This window comes from Frankia sp. CpI1-P (assembly GCF_001421075.1).
Classification (GTDB): domain Bacteria; phylum Actinomycetota; class Actinomycetes; order Frankiales; family Frankiaceae; genus Frankia; species Frankia torreyi.
In genome coordinates this window covers 190,637-210,198 of the sequence record NZ_LJJX01000005.1, presented here as the reverse complement: position 1 = coordinate 210,198, position 19,562 = coordinate 190,637, and the positions used below count along the sequence as shown (strand labels likewise).

The following is a 19,562-nucleotide window of genomic DNA, read 5'->3' as shown; positions in this document are numbered from 1 at the left end:
NCGGTCCTGCTCGGCCTCGGGATCGCGGTCCGACTGACCAGCCGCGGCCCGGCGCTGTTCAAGCAGACCCGGGTCGGCCGGGGCGGCGAGCACTTCACGATGTTCAAGTTCCGGTCCATGTACGTGGACGCGGAGGCGCGCAAGGCCGAGCTGGAGTCGCGCAACGAGCGGGCCGAGGGCCTGCTGTTCAAGATGCGCGACGACCCGCGGGTCACGCGGGTCGGGAAGTTCCTGCGCAAGTGGTCGCTCGACGAGCTGCCACAGTTGATCAACGTGCTCAACGGCAGCATGTCGCTGGTCGGGCCGCGCCCGCCGCTGCCCTCGGAGGTCGCCCGCTACGAGGACGACGTGCACCGCCGGCTGATGGTGAAGCCCGGCCTGACCGGCCTGTGGCAGATCAGTGGGCGCTCGGACCTGGAGTGGGACGAGTCGGTCCGCCTCGACCTGCGCTACGTGGAGAACTGGTCGCTGGCGATGGACTTCGTTATTCTCTGGCGGACCGTCTTCGCCGNCCTGCGTCGCGAAGGCGCCTACTGACCCCGGCCTGACCGGCTACCCGGCCTGACCGGCTACGCGGGGGCGAGCCAGCCGGCGACGCGCAGATGATCGAGGATGCGGTCGACGGCCTCGTCTCCCGACAACTGCGCGGTGTTCACCGTGACGTCGGCATCGGCCGGTTCCTCGTACGGGTCCGACACTCCGGTGAACGCGGGGATGACGCCGGCCCGGGCCTTGGCATACAGGCCCTTGNGGTCGCGCGCCTCGCAGACCTCGAGCGGCGTCGAGACGTGGATCAGGACGAAGCCGCCGCCGGCCGCGTGGACCATCTCGCGGACCTGCGTGCGAACCTCCGCGTAGGGGGCGATCGGCGCACAGACCGCGGTGCCGCCCGCCCCGGCCACCTGCGCGGCGACGAACCCGATGCGGCGCACGTTGGTGTCCCGGTCGGCGCGGGAGAAGCCCAGGCCCTGGGACAGGTGGGTACGCACGACGTCCCCGTCGAGCAGGGTGATCCGCCGTCCGCCCTGCTCGAGCAGCCGGCAGACCAGCAGCCCGGCCAGGGTCGACTTGCCGGAACCGGACAGCCCCGTGAAGAAGATGGTCAGCCCGCGCTGGGACCGCGGGGGGATCGCCCGGGCGAGTTCCGCGGCCACCGCGGGCGGGGTCAGCTCGGCGGGGATCGGCCCCCCGGCGTCGAGCAGTGAGGCCAGCTCCTGGCGGCCGGGCGCGCCGATGGCCGGGCCGATCAGGCTGCCGGACAGGCCGTAGCTGCTGGCCATGTGCGCGCGCTGGGCGGTGAGCCGGGCCAGCCCCTCGGCGTCCCCGTTCGTCGGCGACGCCCCGCCCGCGGCGCCGCTGTCCGGCTCGAGCGGAATGCCCGCCGGTGACAGGCCGGCGGGGGACAGGGCCGCCGGTTCGAAGCCCGCCGGTTCGAAGCCGGCCGGGCCGGGGGCCAGCGGATGGCGCGCGCCGCCGGCGGGTGGCAGGACCGTCGCGCTCATCCCGGGCTCCCGGGGGGTGGCCAGCAGCGACGAGGGGACGGCCGGGACGAGGACCAGCAGGCTGCGGTGGCGCGGCCGGTGGTCGTCGGCGCCCGGGCGGCGGTAGGGGTCGGGCGCCGGCTCGTGCCGGCGGCCCGCGGCGCCCGCCGCGATGGCGTCGGAGGCCACCGCCTCGGAGGCCAGGGTCGCCTCGCTCGGGCGCAGCGGCGCGTCCACGGCGTCCAGCGCGGCCTGCAGGCAGCGGACCCGCAGATGATGCCCGGCGTCCGCCGGGTCGGCGCCGCCCACCGGGGCGAGCACCACGCACCGCTTGCCCTGCCGGGTCAGGGCCCGGATGCGCCCCACGTCCGCGGTGTGCAGCAGGCCGTCGGCCCAGACCGCCCACGCCGCCCCGGCTCCCACCTGCGGACCGGTCCAACCGCGGGCGCGCAGCTCGGCGCGGAGCTGGTCCGGGGTCAGCCGCAGCGCGGGGTGGTCCGGGTGGTGCGGCAGGCGCACCCCGTCCAGCGTGCCGACCAGGCGCACGGTGGACCCGGCCGGGGCCGGGAGCAGCGTGCGCAGGTGCAGGGCGGCGATCATCACCCCCTCCGGGTCGCGCAGGGCGACGGTGGCCCCCGCCGCCAGCGGCTCGGCGTCGGCGGCCGAGACGGCGAGGATCGGCACCGGCACGCCGGCCAGCTCGTCCTCCGCCGGGTAGCCGGGGTTCGGGCCGAAGGCGCCGACGAGCAGCAGCTCCAGCTCGGCGAGCTGCAGCGGCGTCAGGGTAAGCGACGGCCAGCCGAGCGAGGCCGTCGTCAGCTCCGCGGCGCGGTCCGAGGTCACCAGGGACAGCAGGGGATCGTCGGCGGCGGGCCCGTGGGCCGGGCCGGCGGCGCCCACGGCGCCCGGCTTCGGGAGGCGGTCGGGATCGGGATCCGGATGAGAGGTGGCACTCACACCCGCGACCGTAACGGGTGACAGACTCCGTCCCGATGAACACCGACGACACCCGCCGGCCGGCCACCGTCCCCGTCGACATCGCGACAGACGAACTCGACGACGACGTCCTGGCCCGGCGACTGGCCACGGATGCCGGCAAACTGCTGCTCAGAATCCGGGAGGAGGTCGGGTTCGCGGAGCCCGCCACCCTGCGCGACGCCGGCGACGCGCGTTCCCATCAGCTGCTGACCCGGGCGCTGACCCGCCACCGTCCGCAGGACGCGGTGCTGTCCGAGGAGGGCGTCGACGACCCGGCCCGGCTGTCCGCCGAGCGGGTCTGGATCGTCGACCCGCTCGACGGCACCCGCGAGTTCGCCGAACCCGGCCGGTCGGACTGGGCGGTGCACGTCGCGTTGTGGCGCGCCGGCGAGCTCATCGCCGGCGCGGTCGCCCTGCCGGCGCTGAACGTGACGCTGTCGGCCGGCGGCGATCCCCCGGCCGCGGCCCGGCCCGCCGCGGCGCGCCCGCCGCGGATCGTCGCCAGCCGCACCAGGGCGCCCCGTATCGTCGGGGAGGTCGCCGAAGCTCTGGGCGCCAGCATCGTCCCGATGGGGTCGGCCGGGGCGAAGGCCGCCGCGGTCATCCGCGGCCAGGCGGAGATCTACCTGCACGCCGGCGGGCAGTACGAGTGGGATTCGGCGGCCCCGGTGGCGGTCGCGCGGGCGGCGGGTCTGCATACCAGCCGCCTCGACGGCACCCCGCTGCGGTACAACCAGCCCGACCTGTTGCTGCCCGACCTGGTCATCTGCGAGGCGACCCTGGCCCCGGCGGTGCTCGCGGCGATTCAGGCGGCAGATCCGCAGCGGTAGGACCACGCCCGGTGGCCGCCCGACGTTGCGGGCGGCGTGGCCGGACGCAGACCGCGACCGTCGGGTGCCCATCGTGCGACACGTGTGTCGCGATGGGGGAATTGGGTCGCGGGTGAGCCGGTTAACGTCGACGAAACCGCCGGTGGGAGGGCGGGTCGGCTACTTTGGACTGATACATCGGCGAGACGAGGGGTTTTCGCGTGCCTGTCACGGGTTACGAGCTCACCCACCTGCAGATGCTCGAGGCCGAGGCCATCCACATCTTCCGTGAGGTGGCGGCCGAGTTCGAACGTCCCGCGCTGCTGTTCAGCGGCGGGAAGGACTCGATCGTCATGCTGCGGGTGGCCGAGAAGGCGTTCTGGCCCGCGAAGCTGCCCTTCCCGCTGTTGCACATCGACACCGGCCACAACTTCGACGAGGTCCTGGAGTTCCGGGACCGCCGCGCGGCCGAGCTCGGCGCCCGCCTCGTGGTCGGCTCCGTGCAGGCGGCGATCGACGCCGGTGAGCTCACCGAGGACACCCGGCCCGGGGCCTCCCGCAACCAGCTCCAGACGCCGGTGCTGCTCGACTCGATCACCGACAACCGGTTCGACGCGGTGTTCGGTGGCGCCCGCCGCGACGAGGAGAAGGCCCGCGCCAAGGAGCGGGTGTACTCCTTCCGGGACGAGTTCGGCCAGTGGGATCCCAAGAACCAGCGCCCCGAGCTGTGGTCGCTGTACAACGGCCGGCATCGCCCCGGCGAGCACATCCGGGTCTTCCCGCTGTCGAACTGGACCGAGCTGGACATCTGGCGCTACATCGCCCAGGAGCGCCTGGAGATCCCCTCGATCTACTATGCGCACAGCCGCGAGACCTTCGAGCGTGACGGCATGCTGCTCGCGGTCACCCCACTGACCCAGCCGCGCGCCGGTGAGGCCGTGGTTCCCCGCCAGGTCCGCTACCGCACGGTTGGTGACATCACCTGCACCGGCGCGGTCGAGTCGACCGCGGCGACCGTCGACGAGGTCATCGCCGAGGTCGCGGCGACGCGGATCACCGAGCGGGGTGCGACCCGGGCCGACGACCGGGTCAGCGAAGCGGCGATGGAGGACCGGAAGCGGGAGGGGTACTTCTGATGGCCGAGCTGCTGCGCGTCGCGACCGCGGGGTCGGTCGACGACGGGAAGTCGACGTTGATCGGCCGGCTCCTCTACGACACGAAGTCGCTGTTCACCGACCAGCTCGCCGCCGTCGAGCGGACCAGCCGGGAGCGCGGCGACGGCTACGTCGACCTCGCGCTGCTCACCGACGGCCTGCGGGCCGAGCGGGAGCAGGGCATCACCATCGACGTCGCCTACCGCTACTTCGCCACCCCACGGCGATCGTTCATCCTCGCGGACACCCCGGGGCACGTGCAGTACACCCGCAACATGGTCACCGGTGCCTCGACCGCCGACCTCGCGTTGCTGCTCGTGGACGCACGCAAGGGCATCGTCGAACAGACCTGCCGGCACGCGTTCCTGGCCTCCCTGCTGCGGGTGCCCCATCTTGTGCTCTGCGTGAACAAGATGGACCTCGTCGACTTCGACCGGGAGGTCTTCGAGCAGATCAAGGAGGATTTCCGGCGCTTCGCGGCGAAGCTGGAGATCGTCGACGTCGCCACGATCCCGGTGTCCGCACTGACCGGTGANAACGTGGTGTCCCGTTCGCCGAGCACGCCCTGGTACGACGGCAGCTCGCTGCTGCACCACCTGGAGGAGCTGCACATCGCCTCCGACCNCAACCTGATCGACGTGCGGTTCCCGGTGCAGTGGGTGGTCCGGCCGCGCAGCGAGGAGCTGCACGACTACCGCGGCTACGCCGGGCAGGTCGCCGGCGGCGTGCTCAAGCCCGGCGACGACGTCATCGTGCTGCCGTCCGGGCTGACCTCGCGGGTCGCCGGGATCGACACCTACGACGGGCCGGTCGAGGAGGCGTTTCCCCCGATGTCGGTCATCGTCCGGCTGGAGGACGACCTCGACGTCTCCCGCGGGGACCTGATCGCCCGGCCGAACAACCAGCCGACGGTCGGGCAGGACCTCAACCTGATGGTGTCCTGGATGGTCGATGCGCCGCTGCGCCGCCGGGCCCGGGTCGGGATCAAGCACACCACCCGATCGGTGCGGGCGATGGTCACCGACGTCTGCTACCGCGTCGACATCGACACGCTGCACCGTGACGAGAGCGTCGAGACGCTGGGCCTCAACGACATCGGCCGGATCGCGCTGCGGACAACCACGCCGCTGTGCTACGACCCGTACCGCCGCAACCGCAACACGGGCAGCGTGCTGCTCATCGACGAGGCGACCGGAACCACCCTTGGTGCCGGAATGATCCTCTAGCGGTACCCGGCCCGCCGCAGCGACCCGGCGGGGCGCATGGGGCAGTTCGGATCGTCATCCGCTCGGCCGCAGCGCCTCGTCCGGCGGGACCCGCGTCTCGCCGAGCGCGGCCGCCCCGGCCAGGACGGGCAGCCGGTCGTTGTTGGCGACCAGCGCCGGACTTTCCAGCCAGGCGAGGTAGGCGCCCCGTTGNGCCGGCGTCATCGCCGCGCTCGGTCGGGGATCGCCGGTGGCGTCGAGGAAATCCGTCGTCGGACCGGTGATGTAGCCGTCGACACGCGGATCTCCGGTGTACACCCGCCGCCGCCCGTCGCTGTCGGTCACCGTGATCGGCCGCAGCGGATCCTCGCCACGGCGCGCCCAGAGCTGGCGGGCGCTCGCCTCGTAGGCCGCGGCCCACCCCGAGCCGAGCCGAGAGGCCTCCCGCAGCCGGGCGAGGATCCACGCCGGCCGGGTGGTGGACACATCGCGGTAGCGCTGCCGGACGAGGGCCTCGACCATGTCCACCGTGATCCCGACGCCGAGATGGGTGAACGTGGCGACCGGATCCGTCGGGTCGATCGACGTGACCACCGTGCCGAGCAGGTCGAGGATCACCGCCTGCCGCCGGCGATGGGCGGACCCGGCGTCGGCGTGTTCGCGCAGCACCGCGTCGGCGGCGTCGCCGAGGGCGTCGGTGAAGAACGCCTGCGCCCGGGCACCCCGCAGGTAGCCCAGTGCCCGCGGGCTCGACGGGTAGCCGCCGGCCCCGGCGTTCCAGCCCCGCGTGCGCCCCGCCACCCGCTCGTCGACACCGATCGCGTAGGCCGCGGCGTCCCGCCCGAGCATCCCGGCGAGCGCACCGCCGCGCAGGCTTTCCCGCAGCAGCGCCCGCCACGCCGCGACCGGGACCTGCCGGGCGGCGGATGCCGTCGTCGCCGGGGAGACCGGCCCGGGGACGACCGCCGTCACCGCGTCGTACATCTCCTCCAGGTAGGTGTGCAGCGCGGGGACGAAGGCAGCGCGCAGGTGCGGCGGCAGGGCCGGGCCGTCGGCGGCGTGCACGGCCCCGGCGAGGCGGGCGACGAAGTCCGCCGAGCCGCGCGGATCCGCCCGCCGCGCCGCCGGGCCGCCGGCCGCGGCGAGCAGCCCGGACCACGCTCGCGCGGTCGCGTCGTCGAGACCGACCGCCACCGGCAGATCCAGGTCCGCGACCGCGGCGCCAGCCAGAACCGCCTTGACGTACCGGGTGGCGAACCGGGCCGCCAGCCCCGGTTCACCGGCGATCGCCGCCAGCAACGCGACCCGGTAGCCTCGGTCCGCCGTCGCGTTGCGCAGCACACCCGCCACCTGACCGTCCGCCGGCGCCCGCCGAACCGCCGGCCCGGACCCCGGGCCGAAGGCCAGCCGGCCCAGCCGGTCGAGCAGCGCGCCGTCGATGCGGNCGGCCGTCAGCAGCGGTGTCAGCAGCACGGTCTCGGCACGGTCGTGACGTCCCCGGGTGTTGAACCGGCCCAGCCAGGAGTCGTCGAGCGTCCGGCCGCGGCTGTAGGCGGCGAAGGTTCGGCCGAGAATCTCCTCGGCGTCGCGCCGGTTCACCCCGGACGGTGGTGCCGGCCGGTTGACCATCGGCCCGCGGGAGCGTCCCGCCACCCCGGCGAGCAGGCGCGCGAGCCCGGCCGGCCCGAGCGCGTCGTAGAAGCCGGCGACGAAGTCGGGGTCGCGGCCTCGCGTGCGCAGCGCGCTCACCGCCTCCCGCAGGCTGGCCGCGGGTGCGTCGCCGCCTCCCGGCGCGTGGCCGCCCGGTGATCCCAGCCGCCGCCCGGCGCCGGCACCGTTGGCGCGGGCCGGACGTCCCGCCGACCCGGCGGGACGGCCGGCCGCGTCGTCCGCTCCCGCCGGGCTGCCGCCGGACAGCAGCGAGCGGGCCGCGGTCCGACCCGCGGCGCGTGCCGCCGGTCCACCGCCTGCGACGGGGACGGCTCCGAAACCGGCAGCGGTGTCCGCCCCGGGACCAGCCCCATCGCTGGGACGGGCTCCATCGTCGGCATCGGCGTCGGCGTCGGCGTCGGAATCGGGACGGATGACGGCCCCGTGGAGGGATCCCGTGGCTATGACGGGTTGGGCGGCAGGACCGGGTTGGGTGGCGAGGCCGGGGTGGTTGTCCAGGAGCGACCGGGAGTGCTGCACGGCCGGCGCGATGATGGCCGCCGAGGGCAGGAGCGACCGCCCCGCGTCGTCGGCGCCCTCGGCCAGCGCGAGCCGGCGGCGCAGCATCGCGGCGTCGGCGTCGAGCTCGTCGCCGAGCCGGGCCAGCCGTGCCGCCCAGCCAGCCGGGCCGCCGACCTGCGCCAGGGCGTGGGCGACGATCCGCGCGCCGGTGTGCAGGGCTTCGCCGGCGGACCGTACCGCGGCCGCGAGTGTGTGCAGCCGGGCGGGATCGAAGGCCACCCGGTTGCCGCCCGTACCGTGCCCGGAGGAATGGCCCGCGGCGAGGTGAACGGGATCACCGAAGCTCGGCACGGCGTCAGCCGATCGCCCGTGGCGGGGCGCCGGGCGCCGTCGACGGCCCGGCCGGGCCCGAGCTGGCCTGCTCGCAGACCAGCAGGCAGCGGTCGAGCAGAGCGGTCGCCTCGGCGGTGAGATGCCGAACCCGGCCGGCCCACTGCTGCGCCGCCCGGCCGTCCCACGCGCCGGCACCGGCGGCCGCGACCCGGTCCAGGGCGGTCATGATGTCCNGCCGGGTGCGCGCCACCGCACCGGCCGCCGTCGTCCGGGCTCCATCGAAGATCGTCATCCGCACACCACCGCCGTCGGGGTCAGGTTCGGTGCGGCGACGCTAACAACTCGCCGACGGGTCGCGCTGATCGTCCTTGGATCCTGTGGATGACGGCTGTGGGAACCGCCGACCTGTGGATAAAGCGGGTGCCACCCCGACCCCGCTATCTCGACCGGGCGCGGACGGGCCCGGCGCGGGGCGGCCTCAGCGCTGGTAGCGCAGGAAGAGATTGCCGTCCTCGGCGAGCACCTGGACCAGCCGCATCGTGGCCGGCTCGGGCCATGGCGGGCCCTCCACGATGCCCATGCGGCCGGGGCCGGCGAGCATCGGCGCCACGGTCAGGCACAGCTCGTCGAGCAGACCGGCGCCGGCAAGCTGGGCGTGCAGCAGCGGCCCGCCCTCCGTGAGCACCCGGGTCATCCCCCGTTCGGCCAGGGCTGCGAGGGCCGCCGCCGGGTCGACGGTCGTGTCGCCGCAGAGGACGACCTCGGCGACCGCCGCGAGCGCCTGCCGCTTGGCCGGGGGAGCAGCGTCGCAGGTGAGGATGATGGGCCGGACCTCGGCGTCGAACAGCCGGGCGCCGGGATCGAGGCCCGCGGTCGCGGTGACCACGGCGATCGGGGGGACGGCGGCGAGCCCCACGGCCTGCCGCCGGTCCCGCCGTTCGGGCGGGACGATCACCGGCCCGTAGTTCTCGTGGCGTGCGGTGCCGGCGCCGACGAGCACCACGTCGCTGAGCCAGCGCAGCAGCCGGAAGACCTGCCTGTCCGCCTCGCCGCCCAGCGGGCCGGACCGCCCACCCACCTCCGCGGCGCCGTCGACGGAGCTGACGAAGTTCGCCCGGACGTAGCTGGTCTGCCCGGCTGCGGGCGGATAGGCGTAGGCCTCGTCGAGATCGACCTCGGCCGCCTTCGCCACGACCTCGTCGCCGGCGGCGGCGGCGGGATCGTCCGCTCCGGCGCCGGCGGCCTCCGGCGTCGTCGGCGCCGCGACCGGCGCGGGCGTGCCTGGGCTGTCGGCGGGGCCGGGAACCGGGAGGATGCGTCGCACCGAGCCGACTGTAGCCGGTCGGCGAGGGGTCACCCGGCTCGTCCCGTCCCGCGACATACGGCCATCCAGCCTGTTCGCACTGCCCCGACCGGCGGCTCTGCGACCCGTGCGCACGGCGGCTCTGCGACCCGTGCGCATAGCCCCGACGGGCGGCTGTGCGACCCCCGTGCGCACTGTCTCGACCGGCCGGGCACTGTGAGTTCGGTCCCGGCTGCGCACGGCGGGCGGCCCGCCCCGACCTGCTCCGTAGGCTGGCGTGGTGGTGCAGCGCCTCGTCGACCGCCAGCCGCAGCCGCGACCCGACGATCTGGTCGCCGCGCTCGTCCCACCGCCGCGCTTCGACGCCGTCCGCTTTGCCGGCTACCTGCCCGACCCCGCGGAACCGAGCCAAAGCGCCGCGGTCACCGCCCTGTCCGTGTTCGCCGGCCGGGTGAACGCGGCCCCCGGTGGGGGTGGCGGCTCCGTCGGCGGGGCCCGGAGCGGCTGGTCGGGGCTGTTCGGCCGCGGCGCCCGTGGAGCCCGGTCGGGTGGTGCGGCCCGCGGGGCGGGAGTGGCCCGGCCGGGGGTGTACCTCGACGGCGGGTTCGGCGTCGGCAAGACGCACCTGCTCGCCTCGCTGTGGCACGCGGTGGCGGGCCCGAAGGCCTACGGCACGTTCGTCGAACTCACCTCGCTGGTGGGAGCGCTCGGCTTCGCGGCGACCGTGCGCGCCCTCGGCGGGATGCGGCTGCTCGCCATCGACGAGTTCGAACTCGACGATCCGGGCGACACGGTGCTCGTGTCGACCCTGCTGACCCGCCTCGCCGACGCCGGCGTCGCGCTGGCCGCGACGAGCAACACCCAGCCGGAGGATCTCGGCGCCGGCCGGTTCGCCGCGGCCGACTTCCTGCGCGAGATCCAGGGCCTGGCCGCCCGCTTCGACGTCCTGCGCGTCGACGGCACCGATTATCGGCACCGAGGACTGCCGCCCCCGCCCCCGCCCTGCGCCGACGGCGAGGTCGCGGCGCTCGCCGCCGCCCACGAGGGGGCCAGCGAGGACGGGTTCGCGGCGCTGTGCGCGCATCTCGCCGGGCTGCACCCGTCCCGCTACGGGGCGCTCGTCGACGGGGTGCGGCTGGTCGCGTTGCACGGCGTGGCGCCGGTCGCCGACCAGGCCGTGGCGCTGCGGGTCGTGGTGCTCGCCGATCGGCTCTACGACCGGTCGATTCCGGTCGTCGCCTCGGGCGTCGGACTGGAGGAGCTGTTCGGCGCGGAGCTGCTCGCCGGGCCGCATCGCAAGAAGTACCAGCGGGCGGTGTCGCGCCTTGCCGCGCTCGCCCGCGACGGCGCCCGCCTCATCGCCGCCGCCTGAGCGCACCGGGCGCACCGACCGCACGCCCGCGTCCGGCGCGTCCGGTGCGCTCCCCTGGACTGACTGGTCGGATCCACCCGCAGCTTCGGCCTGAGCCGGCTGCCCGCCGGGGCGGACGGACATCGGGGACCGGACCGCCGCGCTCGTCGGTGGACCCTGCGACGATGGACGCATGGGAACCTACGTCGTGCTGCTCGTCATGGTGTTGTTGGTGGGGCTGGCAGTGCTCGGCGGGCTGTATTTCCTGCTGTCCCGCGACCGCCTCCGACGATGACCGGCAGGCAGGCGATGACCGGCAGGCAGGCGATGACCGGCGGGCGGACGGCGGCGCCGTTCAGCCGGCGGGTGGCAGCAGGCGGGTGATGACGACGGACTCGCCGTCGAGCTCGACCCGGCCGGGCATGTAGGTGAAGCCGGGGGCCGAGGCCGCCGGCGCGTCGAACGGGACGCCGTCGAGCGGCACCGTCTGCCGCTGCGACGCCAGGTTGACGACGATCGCCACGTCCCCGCGCCGCACCACCAGCCAGCGGGCCTCCTCGTCGAAGGTGCACTCGACCGACGCCCAGGCCGGATCCGTCAGCGCCGGCAGCTTGCGGCGCAGCCCGATGAGCCGGCGGTGCCAGTCCAGCAGGCTGCCGTGGCCCGGGCGGGTCGGCTCGGACCAGTCCAGCTTCGACCGTTCGAACGTCGCCGGATCCTGCGGGTCGGGGACGTCGTCGGGTCCCCAGCCGTGCTCGGCGAACTCGGCGCGCCGCCCCTCCCGCACCGCGTCGCCGAGTCCGGGGGCGAGGTGGTCGGTGAAGTACTGCCAGGGGGTGTGCGCCCCCCATTCCTCGCCCATGAACAGCATCGGGGTCAGCGCCGAGGTGAGCAGCAGGGCCGCGCCGATCCGCAGCAGCCCGTCGCTGAGCTGCGCCGACGACCGGTCCCCCACCGCTCGGTTGCCGATCTGGTCGTGGTTCTGCAGGAAGGTGACGAACCGGTAGGCCGGCGTCGTCGGCGGCATCGGCCGGCCGTGGGAACGGCCGCGGAACGTCGAGTAGCCGCCCTCGTGCACGAAACCCTGCGTCAGCGCGTGGGCGAGCGTCGAGATCGACCCGAAGTCGACGTAGTAGCCCTGCCGTTCGCCGGACAGCGTCGCCCACAGCGCGTGGTGGGCGTCGTCGCACCACTGGCCGTCCAGGCCGTATCCGCCGGCCTCGGGCGCCACCACCAGTTTGGGGTCGTTGAGGTCGGACTCGGCGACGACGAACAGCGGCCGGCGCATCTGCGCCCCGAGCCGGTGCACCGACTCGGCGATCTCCTCGAGCAGGTGCAGCGCCCGGCTGTCCTGGAAGGCGTGCACGGCGTCCAGGCGCAGCCCGTCGCAGTGGAAGTCCCGCAGCCAGGACAGCGCGCTGTCGAGGATGAAGGCGCGGACCTCGTCCGACCCGGGCGCGTCGAGGTTGACCGCCGGCCCCCACGGGGTGATGTACCGGTCGGTGAAGTAGGGCCCGAACTGCCCCAGGTAGTTCCCGTCCGGGCCGAGGTGGTTGTAGACGACGTCCATGATCACGCCGATGCCGCGGGCGTGCGCCGCGTCGACGAACCGCTTCAGGCCCTCCGGGCCGCCGTAGGGCTCGTGCACGGCGAACAGGCCGACCCCGTCGTAGCCCCAGCCGTGGTGCCCCGGGAAGGCGTTGACCGGCAGCAGCTCGACGGCGTCGATGCCGAGCTCGGCGAGGTGGTCGAGCCTGCCGATCGCGGCGTCGAAGGTGCCCTCCGGGGTGAACGTCCCGACGTGCAGCTCGTAGAGCACGCTGCCGGCCAGCGCGATGCCCCGCCAGCTCGCGTCCGACCAGTGGAACGTCGCGTGGTCGACCAGCCGGGACCGGCCGTGCACTCCCGCCGGCTGCCAGACCGAGCGGGGATCGGGCAGCTCCTCGGTGCCCCCGTCGAGTACGAACGCGTAGTCCGTGCCGTGCTTCGCGGAGGGGACGTTCACCCACCACCAGCCCCGCCGCCCGGCGGACATCTCATGGGTGGCGTCGCCGGCGGAACCCGCCACGACCAGGCTGACCGTCTTCGCGTCCGGGGCCCACAGCCGGAAGGTGCTCATAGCTCCTGTCTACCTTCCGCCGCCGGCCGACATGCCGTGTCCGTGACAACGGCCCCCACCGAAGGTGCCCGCAGGACCCGGTTTCACCGGGCGGGACGGCCCCCTGTGACCGGTCTCATGGCAGCGGACACGCCAGGTGAGATCCGTGATCAGCGTCCAGGGGCGCGCGCCGCCCCGCCCCGTGCGGACGCTCGACGGTGGCGAAGGTCGATCCGGAGGAGGGGCCCGTTCGCGCCGGGTCAGGAGCGGGCGTCCGGGTCAGGAGCGGACGAGGAGGCTGACGGGGAAGTCGCGCAGCAGGCGCAGGACGTAGGCGGTGCCGCCGTCGTGCTTGCGGCCGGTCAACACGTCGGTCCAGCGGCCCTCGGGCAGGGGGATGGTCGTGTCGCGCCAGCCGCCGCCGCGGCGCAGGCCGAGGACCAGGCGGGGCACGACGGTGANCACCGACTCGGAGCGGGCGAAGGCGACCACGTTCTCCGCGGCCGAGCCGGACGCCCACAGCGGCCGGTAGGTGGCCCGGTCGCCGAACCACTCGGGGTGCTCGCGGCGGGTCCGTAGCGTCCGGGCGACGACGAGCAGCTTCGCGGCGCCGGAGTCGTCGAGCAGCGGCGGGCGCCGCGGCGCGCCGGTGTCCGCGCCCGGCTCGGCGCCGAGCTCGGCGAGCAGCTTCGTCCGGTCGCCGTAGTTCACCGGGCGGCGGTTGTCCGGATCGACCAGGGACAGATCCCACAGCTCCTGGCCCTGGTACACGTCCGGGACGCCGGGGACGGTGAGCTGGAGCAGCTTCTGGGCCAGCGAGTTCTGCCGGCCGAGCTCGACGAGGGTGCCGACGTAGCCGGTGAGCACGGCGAGGAACTCCTCGTCCTCCAGCACCGACTCGATGTAGTTCGTCAGCGCCGCCTCGTAGGCGGGGTCCTGGTCGGTCCAGCTCGTGTAGACCTTCGCCTCGCGGACGGCCTTGAGCATGTACTGGGTCGCCCGCTCGGTGGACAACGGCCAGGCGCCGACGAGGGTCTGCAGCAGGAAGTAGGCGGTGGACCGGTCCGGCCAGCCCTGCTCGGTGTCGCGGTGGCGCTCGCCGAGGCGGACCAGGCGGCCGGCCACCTCCGCCCAGCCGCGGGGGTCCTCCGAGAGGACGGCGAGGCGGGCGCGGACGTCCTCGGAGCGCTTCGTGTCGTGCGTGGACAGGGNGGTCATCGTCAGCGGCCAGCTGCGCTGCACGGTCAGGTTCGCCTCGTGGAACTCGGTGACGGCGCTGCGCGGATGCCCGGTGGTGAACGCCGGGAACCGCGCCGGGTCGCCGCCGACCTCGTTGAGAGCGATGAGCCGGGAGTAGCGGTAGAACGCGGTGTCCTCGATGCCCTTGGCCATCACCGGGCCGCAGGTCTGCTGGAAGCGCATGACGAACTCGGGCGGACCGCTCAGGGCCAGGTCTTCGATCAGGTCGACCTCGGTGGAGCGGCCGGGCAGGTAGGACCGGGCCTGCTCGCAGGCCCGCACCACGTGGCCGCGCGCCTCCAGGCTCGGGGTGCCGTCCGGACGGATGTAGGCCCGGTAGACGTCGAAGGCGGCCAGCACCTCGCACAGCGCCTCGCGCAGCCCGGTGCGGGTGAGGTCCGCGCGGGCCTCCCGGGCCTCGCCGAGGGCGAGCGCGGTCAGCCGGTCGACCTCGGGCTGCAGCACGCCGGCGAGCACGTCGAGCTTCGCGGCCCGGGCCTCGGCCTCGTAGTCGGGATCGGCGCGGGTGATCTCCTGGTAGAGCACGGCGAGGGGATGCCCGGCGACGGGATCGAGGAACAGCCGGGTCAGCCGGGCGATCCCCTCGTAGCCGGTGGTGCCGTCGCAGGCCCAGGTGTCCGGCAGATCCTCGTCGTGCTCCAGGATCTTCTCGACGACGGTCCACACCCCGCCGGAGGCGTCGGCCAGCCGCCGCAGGTAGCCCTCCGGGTCGGCCAGGCCGTCCGGGTGGTCGATCCGCAGCCCCTCGAACGTGCCCGCCCGGACCTGCTCGATGAGCAGCCGATGGGTGGCGGCGAAGACGTCGGGTTCCTCCTGGCGCAGCCCGGCGAGGGTGGTGATGTCGAAGAAGCGGCGGTAGTTCAGTTCGCTCGCGGCGACCCGCCACCAGCACAGCCGGTAGTACTGGGCGTCCAGGGTCGCGGCGACGTCGTCGGGGTCGGCGGTGCCGGGCGCGGTCGGCAGCACGTGGTCGTAGTAGACGACGACCCACGCGCCCTCGGTGTCCTGCTCGACGGAGATCTCCCCGGCGGCCAGGCAGTCCGCGAGGCCGGCGCCGAGGATCGGGACCAGCACCCGGCCCGGATTGTCGGGGGCGGCCCAGTCGATGTCGAACCAGGTGGCGTAGGGGGATTCGGGGCCCTCCCGCAGCACCGACCACCAGGCCGCGTTCGCCGCCTCCGGGGTGACGGACATGTGGTTCGGGACGACGTCGACGACGATCCCGAGGCCGGCCTTGCGGCACGCGGCGGCCAGCCGGCGCAGGCCGCCCGTCCCGCCGAGCTCGGGGTTGATCTGGCCGTGCTCGACGACGTCGTAGCCGTGCGTCGAGCCGGGGGCGGCCTCCAGCACCGGCGACAGGTACAGGTGCGACACGCCGAGCGCGGCCAGGTAGGGGACGACCACGGCCGCGTCGGTGAGGGAGAAGTCCAGGTTGAGCTGGAGCCGGTAGGTCGAGGTCGGGACCACTCGCTCGCCTCTGGAGCCNCCCGGCGGCGGGGCGGTCGNCTCAGTCGACACGGCGCAGCACGACCGTCGAACGGGCGTCGATCTCGATCGGGTCACCGGCCTTGACCACCTTGCCCACGTCGGTGGGGTCCAGGGCGGTGTGGGCCAGGGGGATGACCTCCAGGGTGGCGTCGATCTCCGCGGTGGACTTGCGGGTGTCGATGACCGTCTCCCAGGTCGCGCCGAAGCTCGGCGCCGGCACCCGGAAGGCGACCGGCTCGAAGTGGGCGTTGAAGTAGAGCAGGAAGGAGTTGTCAGTGATCGGCTGGCCGAGCGCGTCCGGGTCCGGGATGCCCTCCCCGTTGAGGTAGACGCCCAGGGAACGGGCCGTGCCGGACTCCCAGTCGGTGTCGGACATCTCGGATCCGTCCGGCCGCAGCCAGACGATGTCCTTCTTGGCCGGGTCGTCGCCCGCGGCCGGGTCGTCGCCCGCGGCGCCGCGGGCCGCGGCGCCCTGCCCGCGCAGGGAGATCCCCTGGAAGAACCGGCGGCGGCGGAAGATCGGGTGGTCCTTGCGGAGCCTGGACAGCAGGCCGACGAACTCGACCAGGTCCGCGTTGCGCTCGGCATCCGCCCAGTCCAGCCAGGAGATCGGGTTGTCCTGGCAGTAGGCGTTGTTGTTGCCGTGTTGGGTGCGCCCCATCTCGTCTCCGGCGACCAGCATCGGCACCCCCTGGGACAGCAGTAGCGTCGTGAGCAGGTTACGGGTTTGCGCGGTTCGCAGGGACAATACGTCCGGGTCGTCGCTCGGCCCCTCGACTCCGCAGTTCCAGGATCGGTTGTCGTCGGATCCGTCCCGGTTGNCCTCGCCGTTGGCCTCGTTGTGCTTCTCGTTGTACGAGACGAGGTCGCGCAGCGTGAACCCGTCGTGGGCGGTGATGAAGTTGATCGACGCCCAGGGGCGCCGCCCGCTGTTCTCGTACAGGTCGCTGGACCCGGTGAGCCGGGAGGCGAACTCGGCGATGCCGTGGTCCTGGCCACGCCAGAAGTCACGGACGGTGTCGCGGTACTTGCCGTTCCACTCCGTCCACAGCGGGGGGAAGTTCCCGACCTGGTAGCCGCCCTCGCCGAGGTCCCACGGCTCGGCGATCAGCTTGACCTGGGAGACGACCGGGTCCTGCTGGACCAGATCGAAGAACGACGACAGCCGGTCGACGTCGTAGAACTCCCGCGCCAGCGTCGCGGCCAGGTCGAAGCGGAAGCCGTCGACGTGCATGTCGGTCACCCAGTACCGCAGCGAGTCCATGATCAACTGCAGGACGTGGGGGTGGCGCACCCGCAGGCTGTTGCCGGTGCCCGTGTAGTCCATGTAGTAGCGGGGGTCGTCGTCCACGAGGCGGTAGTAGGCGGCGTTGTCGATGCCGCGGAAGCACAGCATCGGCCCCATGTGGTTGCCCTCGGCGGTGTGGTTGTAGACGACGTCGAGGATCACCTCGATCCCGGCCTCGTGCAGGTTCTTGACCATGCCCTTGAACTCCTGCACCTGCCGGCCGTGGCCGCCGGAGGCGGAGTAGCCGTTGTGCGGGGCGAGGAACGCGATCGAGTTGTAGCCCCAGTAGTTGCGCAGGTTCTTGCTGACNAGGTGCTCGTCGTGGACGAACTGGTGCACGGGCAGCAGCTCGATCGCGGTGACGCCGAGCTTGCGGTAGTGGTCGATCATCAGCGGGTGGGCGACGCCGGCGTAGGTGCCGCGGTACTCCTCGGGCAGCCCGGGATGGTTCTTGGTCAGCCCGCGGACGTGCGCCTCGTAGAACACCGACTCGTTGTAGGGCGTGCGCGGCGGACGGTCGCCGTTCCAGTCGAAGAACGGGCTGATCACGACCGACTTCATCATGTGCGGGCCGGAGTCGGCGTCGTTGACGCTGTCCGGGTCGCCGAAGGTGTACGGGAACACCGCCTGGTCCCAGGCGACCTCGCCGTCGACGGCCTTCGCGTACGGGTCGAGCAGCAGCTTGTGCGGGTTGCACCGGGTGCCGTGGGCGGGGTCGTAGGGGCCGTGGACCCGGTAGCCGTAGCGCTGCCCCGGCCCGACCGTGGGCAGGTACGCGTGCCAGACGAAGGCGTCGACCTCCTTGAGATCGACCTGCTCCTCCTTGCCCGTGTCGTCGAACAGGCAGAGCTGGACCCGGTCGGCGATCTCCGAGAAGAGCGCGAAATTCGTCCCCGACCCGTCATATGTGGCGCCCAGGGGATAAGGGCTGCCCGGCCATACCTGCGACATACGAACGAAGCCTACGGCCAGGACGGATGCTCTGATCCGGGGGCGCGCGAAATGTGAGGTCAGAGCTTCGCCGATCATTGAGGTTTCATTGATCGGCTNCTGACGGCCGGGCCTAGCATGGAGACATGGCCGACTGGGCGATCTGGGTCGTCGTCGCCGGCGCCCTGCTCGTCGGCGAGCTGTTCACGCTGGACCTGACGCTGGTGATGTTCTCGCTGGCGGCCCTGGTGGGCGCCGCCGTCGCGCTGCTGGGCGTCGATGCGGCCTGGCAGATCGTCGGGTTCGTCGTGGCGGCCGGTGGCTTCGGCCTCGGGCTGCGCCCGGTGGCCCGCCGGCACCTGCAACGCGCTCCCGAACTGCGCACCGGCGCGGAGGCGCTCGTGGGGGAGCGGGCGCTGGTGCTGGAACAGGTCAGTGGCGAGGGCGGCCGGGTGAAGATCAAGGGGGAGGTCTGGTCGGCCCGGTCGTACCCGACCACGACCGTGCTGGAGGTCGGCAGCCAGGCGCACGTCCTGCGCATCGACGGAGCGACAGCCATCGTGCACCGATTCGAGATCTGACCCCACGGCCCGGCGTTCCCGGCGTCGGCGGGGTCACGGAAAGGCCCGCGGGTCCGACTGGGAGGGGTACGTCATGGCAGGTGTCATCGTCGCCGTGGTGGTCGCGGCGGTAGTGCTGATCTTTCTGGCGCGGGCGGTGCGGATCGTGCCGCAGGCGCGGGCGATGGTGGTGGAACGCCTCGGCCGGTACCACCGCACCCTCACCCCGGGCCTCGCGATCGTGGTCCCCTTCGTCGACCGGGTGCGCGACCGCATCGACCTGCGTGAGCAGGTGGTCAGCTTCCCGCCGCAGCCGGTGATCACCGAGGACAACCTCGTCGTCGGGATCGACACGGTGATCTACTTCCAGGTCACCGATCCGCGGGCGGCCACCTACGAGATCGCCAACGTCATCCGCGCCATCGAGCAGCTCACCGTCACCACGCTTCGCAACGTCATCGGCGGGATGAACCTGGAGGCCACCCTCACCTCTCGCGACCAGATCAACGGTCAGCTACGCGGCGTGCTCGACGAGGCCACCGGCAAGTGGGGCATCCGGGTCAACCGGGTGGAGCTCAAGGCCATCGACCCGCCGCGTTCCATCCAGGACTCGATGGAGAAGCAGATGCGGGCCGAGCGGGATCGCCGCGCGGCGATCCTGACCGCCGAGGGCGTGAAGCAGAGCGAGATCCTGCGGGCCGAGGGGGAGAAGCAGGCGGCGATCCTACGGGCCGAGGGCGAGCGCGAGGCGCAGATCCTCACCGCCGAGGGCGAGGCGAAGGCCATCGGCACGGTGTTCCGGGCGATTCACGAGGGCGACGCCGACCAGAAGCTGCTGGCCTACCAGTATCTGCAGACGCTGCCGCAGATCGCCCAGGGCCAGGCGAGCAAGCTGTGGATCGTGCCGAGCGAGCTGACCGGCGCGCTCGGCGGCCTCGGCGGTCTGCTGGGCGCCGGCGGGTCGGCCACCGCCCAGGACGGCGCGCCCGCCCGCGGCGGGCCCAACGGGGCCGCGCCGCAGCGGCCGTATCCCGCGTCGGATTGACCCGCCCGGATGAACCATCCACGAGGCGGGGATGGTGGTTGCCCCGAACCGGCGTTCCGCCCAATTAGTCATACTTCCGGAGGGGGGTGGGGCTAGTCCGCCGAGCC

The 19,562-nt window shown here is 73.4% G+C and carries 9 protein-coding genes and 10 pseudogenes; 9 read left to right on the top strand and 10 right to left on the bottom strand.

Features of this window, described 5'->3' with window-relative positions; translation table 11 throughout:
• Position 1 precedes the first annotated feature (1 nt).
• Positions 2-511, top strand: a pseudogene (locus tag FF86_RS41065) (sugar transferase); the annotation flags it as partial.
• Between the two features lie 58 nt (positions 512-569).
• On the opposite strand, the pseudogene FF86_RS41060 reads toward FF86_RS41065, so the two are convergent.
• Positions 570-750 (bottom strand): annotated as a pseudogene (locus FF86_RS41060) (adenylyl-sulfate kinase); the annotation flags it as partial.
• A 1-nt stretch (position 751) separates the two neighbouring features.
• Positions 752-2,438: adenylyl-sulfate kinase (locus FF86_RS65310; protein WP_242418231.1), on the bottom strand; the 1,687-nt coding region annotated here is incomplete at its 3' end.
• Between the two features lie 35 nt (positions 2,439-2,473).
• Between FF86_RS65310 and FF86_RS05550 the strand changes: the two genes are divergently transcribed.
• The 5 genes and pseudogenes from FF86_RS05550 to FF86_RS41045 all read left to right on the top strand — a co-directional run.
• Positions 2,474-3,289 carry a 3'(2'),5'-bisphosphate nucleotidase CysQ gene (locus FF86_RS05550; RefSeq protein ID WP_044883542.1) on the top strand — a complete coding sequence of 272 codons (816 nt, stop codon included), beginning with the start codon at positions 2,474-2,476 and terminating at the stop codon, positions 3,287-3,289.
• Positions 3,290-3,489: 200 nt separating this feature from the next.
• Positions 3,490-4,404: a sulfate adenylyltransferase subunit CysD gene (gene cysD, locus FF86_RS05545; RefSeq protein ID WP_011603273.1), complete on the top strand. Its 915-nt coding sequence runs from the start codon at positions 3,490-3,492 to the stop codon at positions 4,402-4,404.
• Positions 4,404-4,957, top strand: a pseudogene (locus tag FF86_RS41055) (GTP-binding protein); the annotation flags it as partial. The gene cysD and the pseudogene FF86_RS41055, both read left to right, overlap by 1 nt.
• A 1-nt stretch (position 4,958) precedes the next feature.
• Positions 4,959-5,046: pseudogene (locus tag FF86_RS41050) on the top strand (hypothetical protein); the annotation flags it as partial.
• 1 nt (position 5,047) lies between these two features.
• A pseudogene (locus tag FF86_RS41045) lies at positions 5,048-5,648 on the top strand (sulfate adenylyltransferase); the annotation flags it as partial.
• A gap of 2,962 nt (positions 5,649-8,610) precedes the next feature.
• Here the strand turns inward: FF86_RS41045 and FF86_RS05525 are convergent.
• Positions 8,611-9,456, bottom strand: a complete 846-nt coding sequence (locus FF86_RS05525) for a pyrimidine reductase family protein (protein ID WP_044883545.1) — start codon at positions 9,454-9,456, stop codon at positions 8,611-8,613.
• Positions 9,457-9,715: 259 nt separating this feature from the next.
• Here FF86_RS05525 and zapE point away from each other — a divergent pair, with 259 nt between their 5' ends.
• Positions 9,716-10,807, top strand: coding sequence for a cell division protein ZapE (zapE, locus tag FF86_RS05520; protein ID WP_044883669.1), 1,092 nt, complete (start codon positions 9,716-9,718; stop codon positions 10,805-10,807).
• A gap of 334 nt (positions 10,808-11,141) precedes the next feature.
• On the opposite strand, the gene treZ is transcribed toward zapE, so the two are convergent.
• The 7 genes and pseudogenes from treZ to FF86_RS41015 form a co-directional block, all read right to left on the bottom strand.
• Complete coding sequence (gene treZ / locus FF86_RS05515; protein ID WP_044883546.1) at positions 11,142-12,905, bottom strand: malto-oligosyltrehalose trehalohydrolase; 1,764 nt, start codon at positions 12,903-12,905, stop codon at positions 11,142-11,144.
• A gap of 258 nt (positions 12,906-13,163) precedes the next feature.
• A pseudogene (locus tag FF86_RS41040) lies at positions 13,164-13,345 on the bottom strand (hypothetical protein); the annotation flags it as partial.
• A gap of 1 nt (position 13,346) precedes the next feature.
• Positions 13,347-14,095 (bottom strand): annotated as a pseudogene (locus tag FF86_RS41035) (malto-oligosyltrehalose synthase); the annotation flags it as partial.
• Between the two features lies 1 nt (position 14,096).
• On the bottom strand, positions 14,097-15,611 hold a 1,515-nt coding region (treY, locus tag FF86_RS41030; RefSeq protein ID WP_242418230.1), incomplete at its 3' end, for a malto-oligosyltrehalose synthase.
• A gap of 40 nt (positions 15,612-15,651) precedes the next feature.
• Positions 15,652-16,453, bottom strand: a pseudogene (locus tag FF86_RS41025) (glycogen debranching enzyme); the annotation flags it as partial.
• 1 nt (position 16,454) lies between these two features.
• Positions 16,455-17,229, bottom strand: a pseudogene (locus tag FF86_RS41020) (alpha-amylase family glycosyl hydrolase); the annotation flags it as partial.
• A 1-nt stretch (position 17,230) separates the two neighbouring features.
• Positions 17,231-17,871, bottom strand: a pseudogene (locus FF86_RS41015) (glycogen debranching enzyme); the annotation flags it as partial.
• A 125-nt stretch (positions 17,872-17,996) separates the two neighbouring features.
• Between FF86_RS41015 and FF86_RS05500 the strand changes: the two are divergent.
• Positions 17,997-18,431: an NfeD family protein gene (locus FF86_RS05500; protein ID WP_044883548.1), complete on the top strand. Its 435-nt coding sequence runs from the start codon at positions 17,997-17,999 to the stop codon at positions 18,429-18,431.
• A gap of 73 nt (positions 18,432-18,504) precedes the next feature.
• Complete coding sequence (locus tag FF86_RS05495; protein ID WP_044883549.1) at positions 18,505-19,455, top strand: SPFH domain-containing protein; 951 nt, start codon at positions 18,505-18,507, stop codon at positions 19,453-19,455.
• The last annotated feature ends 107 nt before the right edge of the window (positions 19,456-19,562 follow it).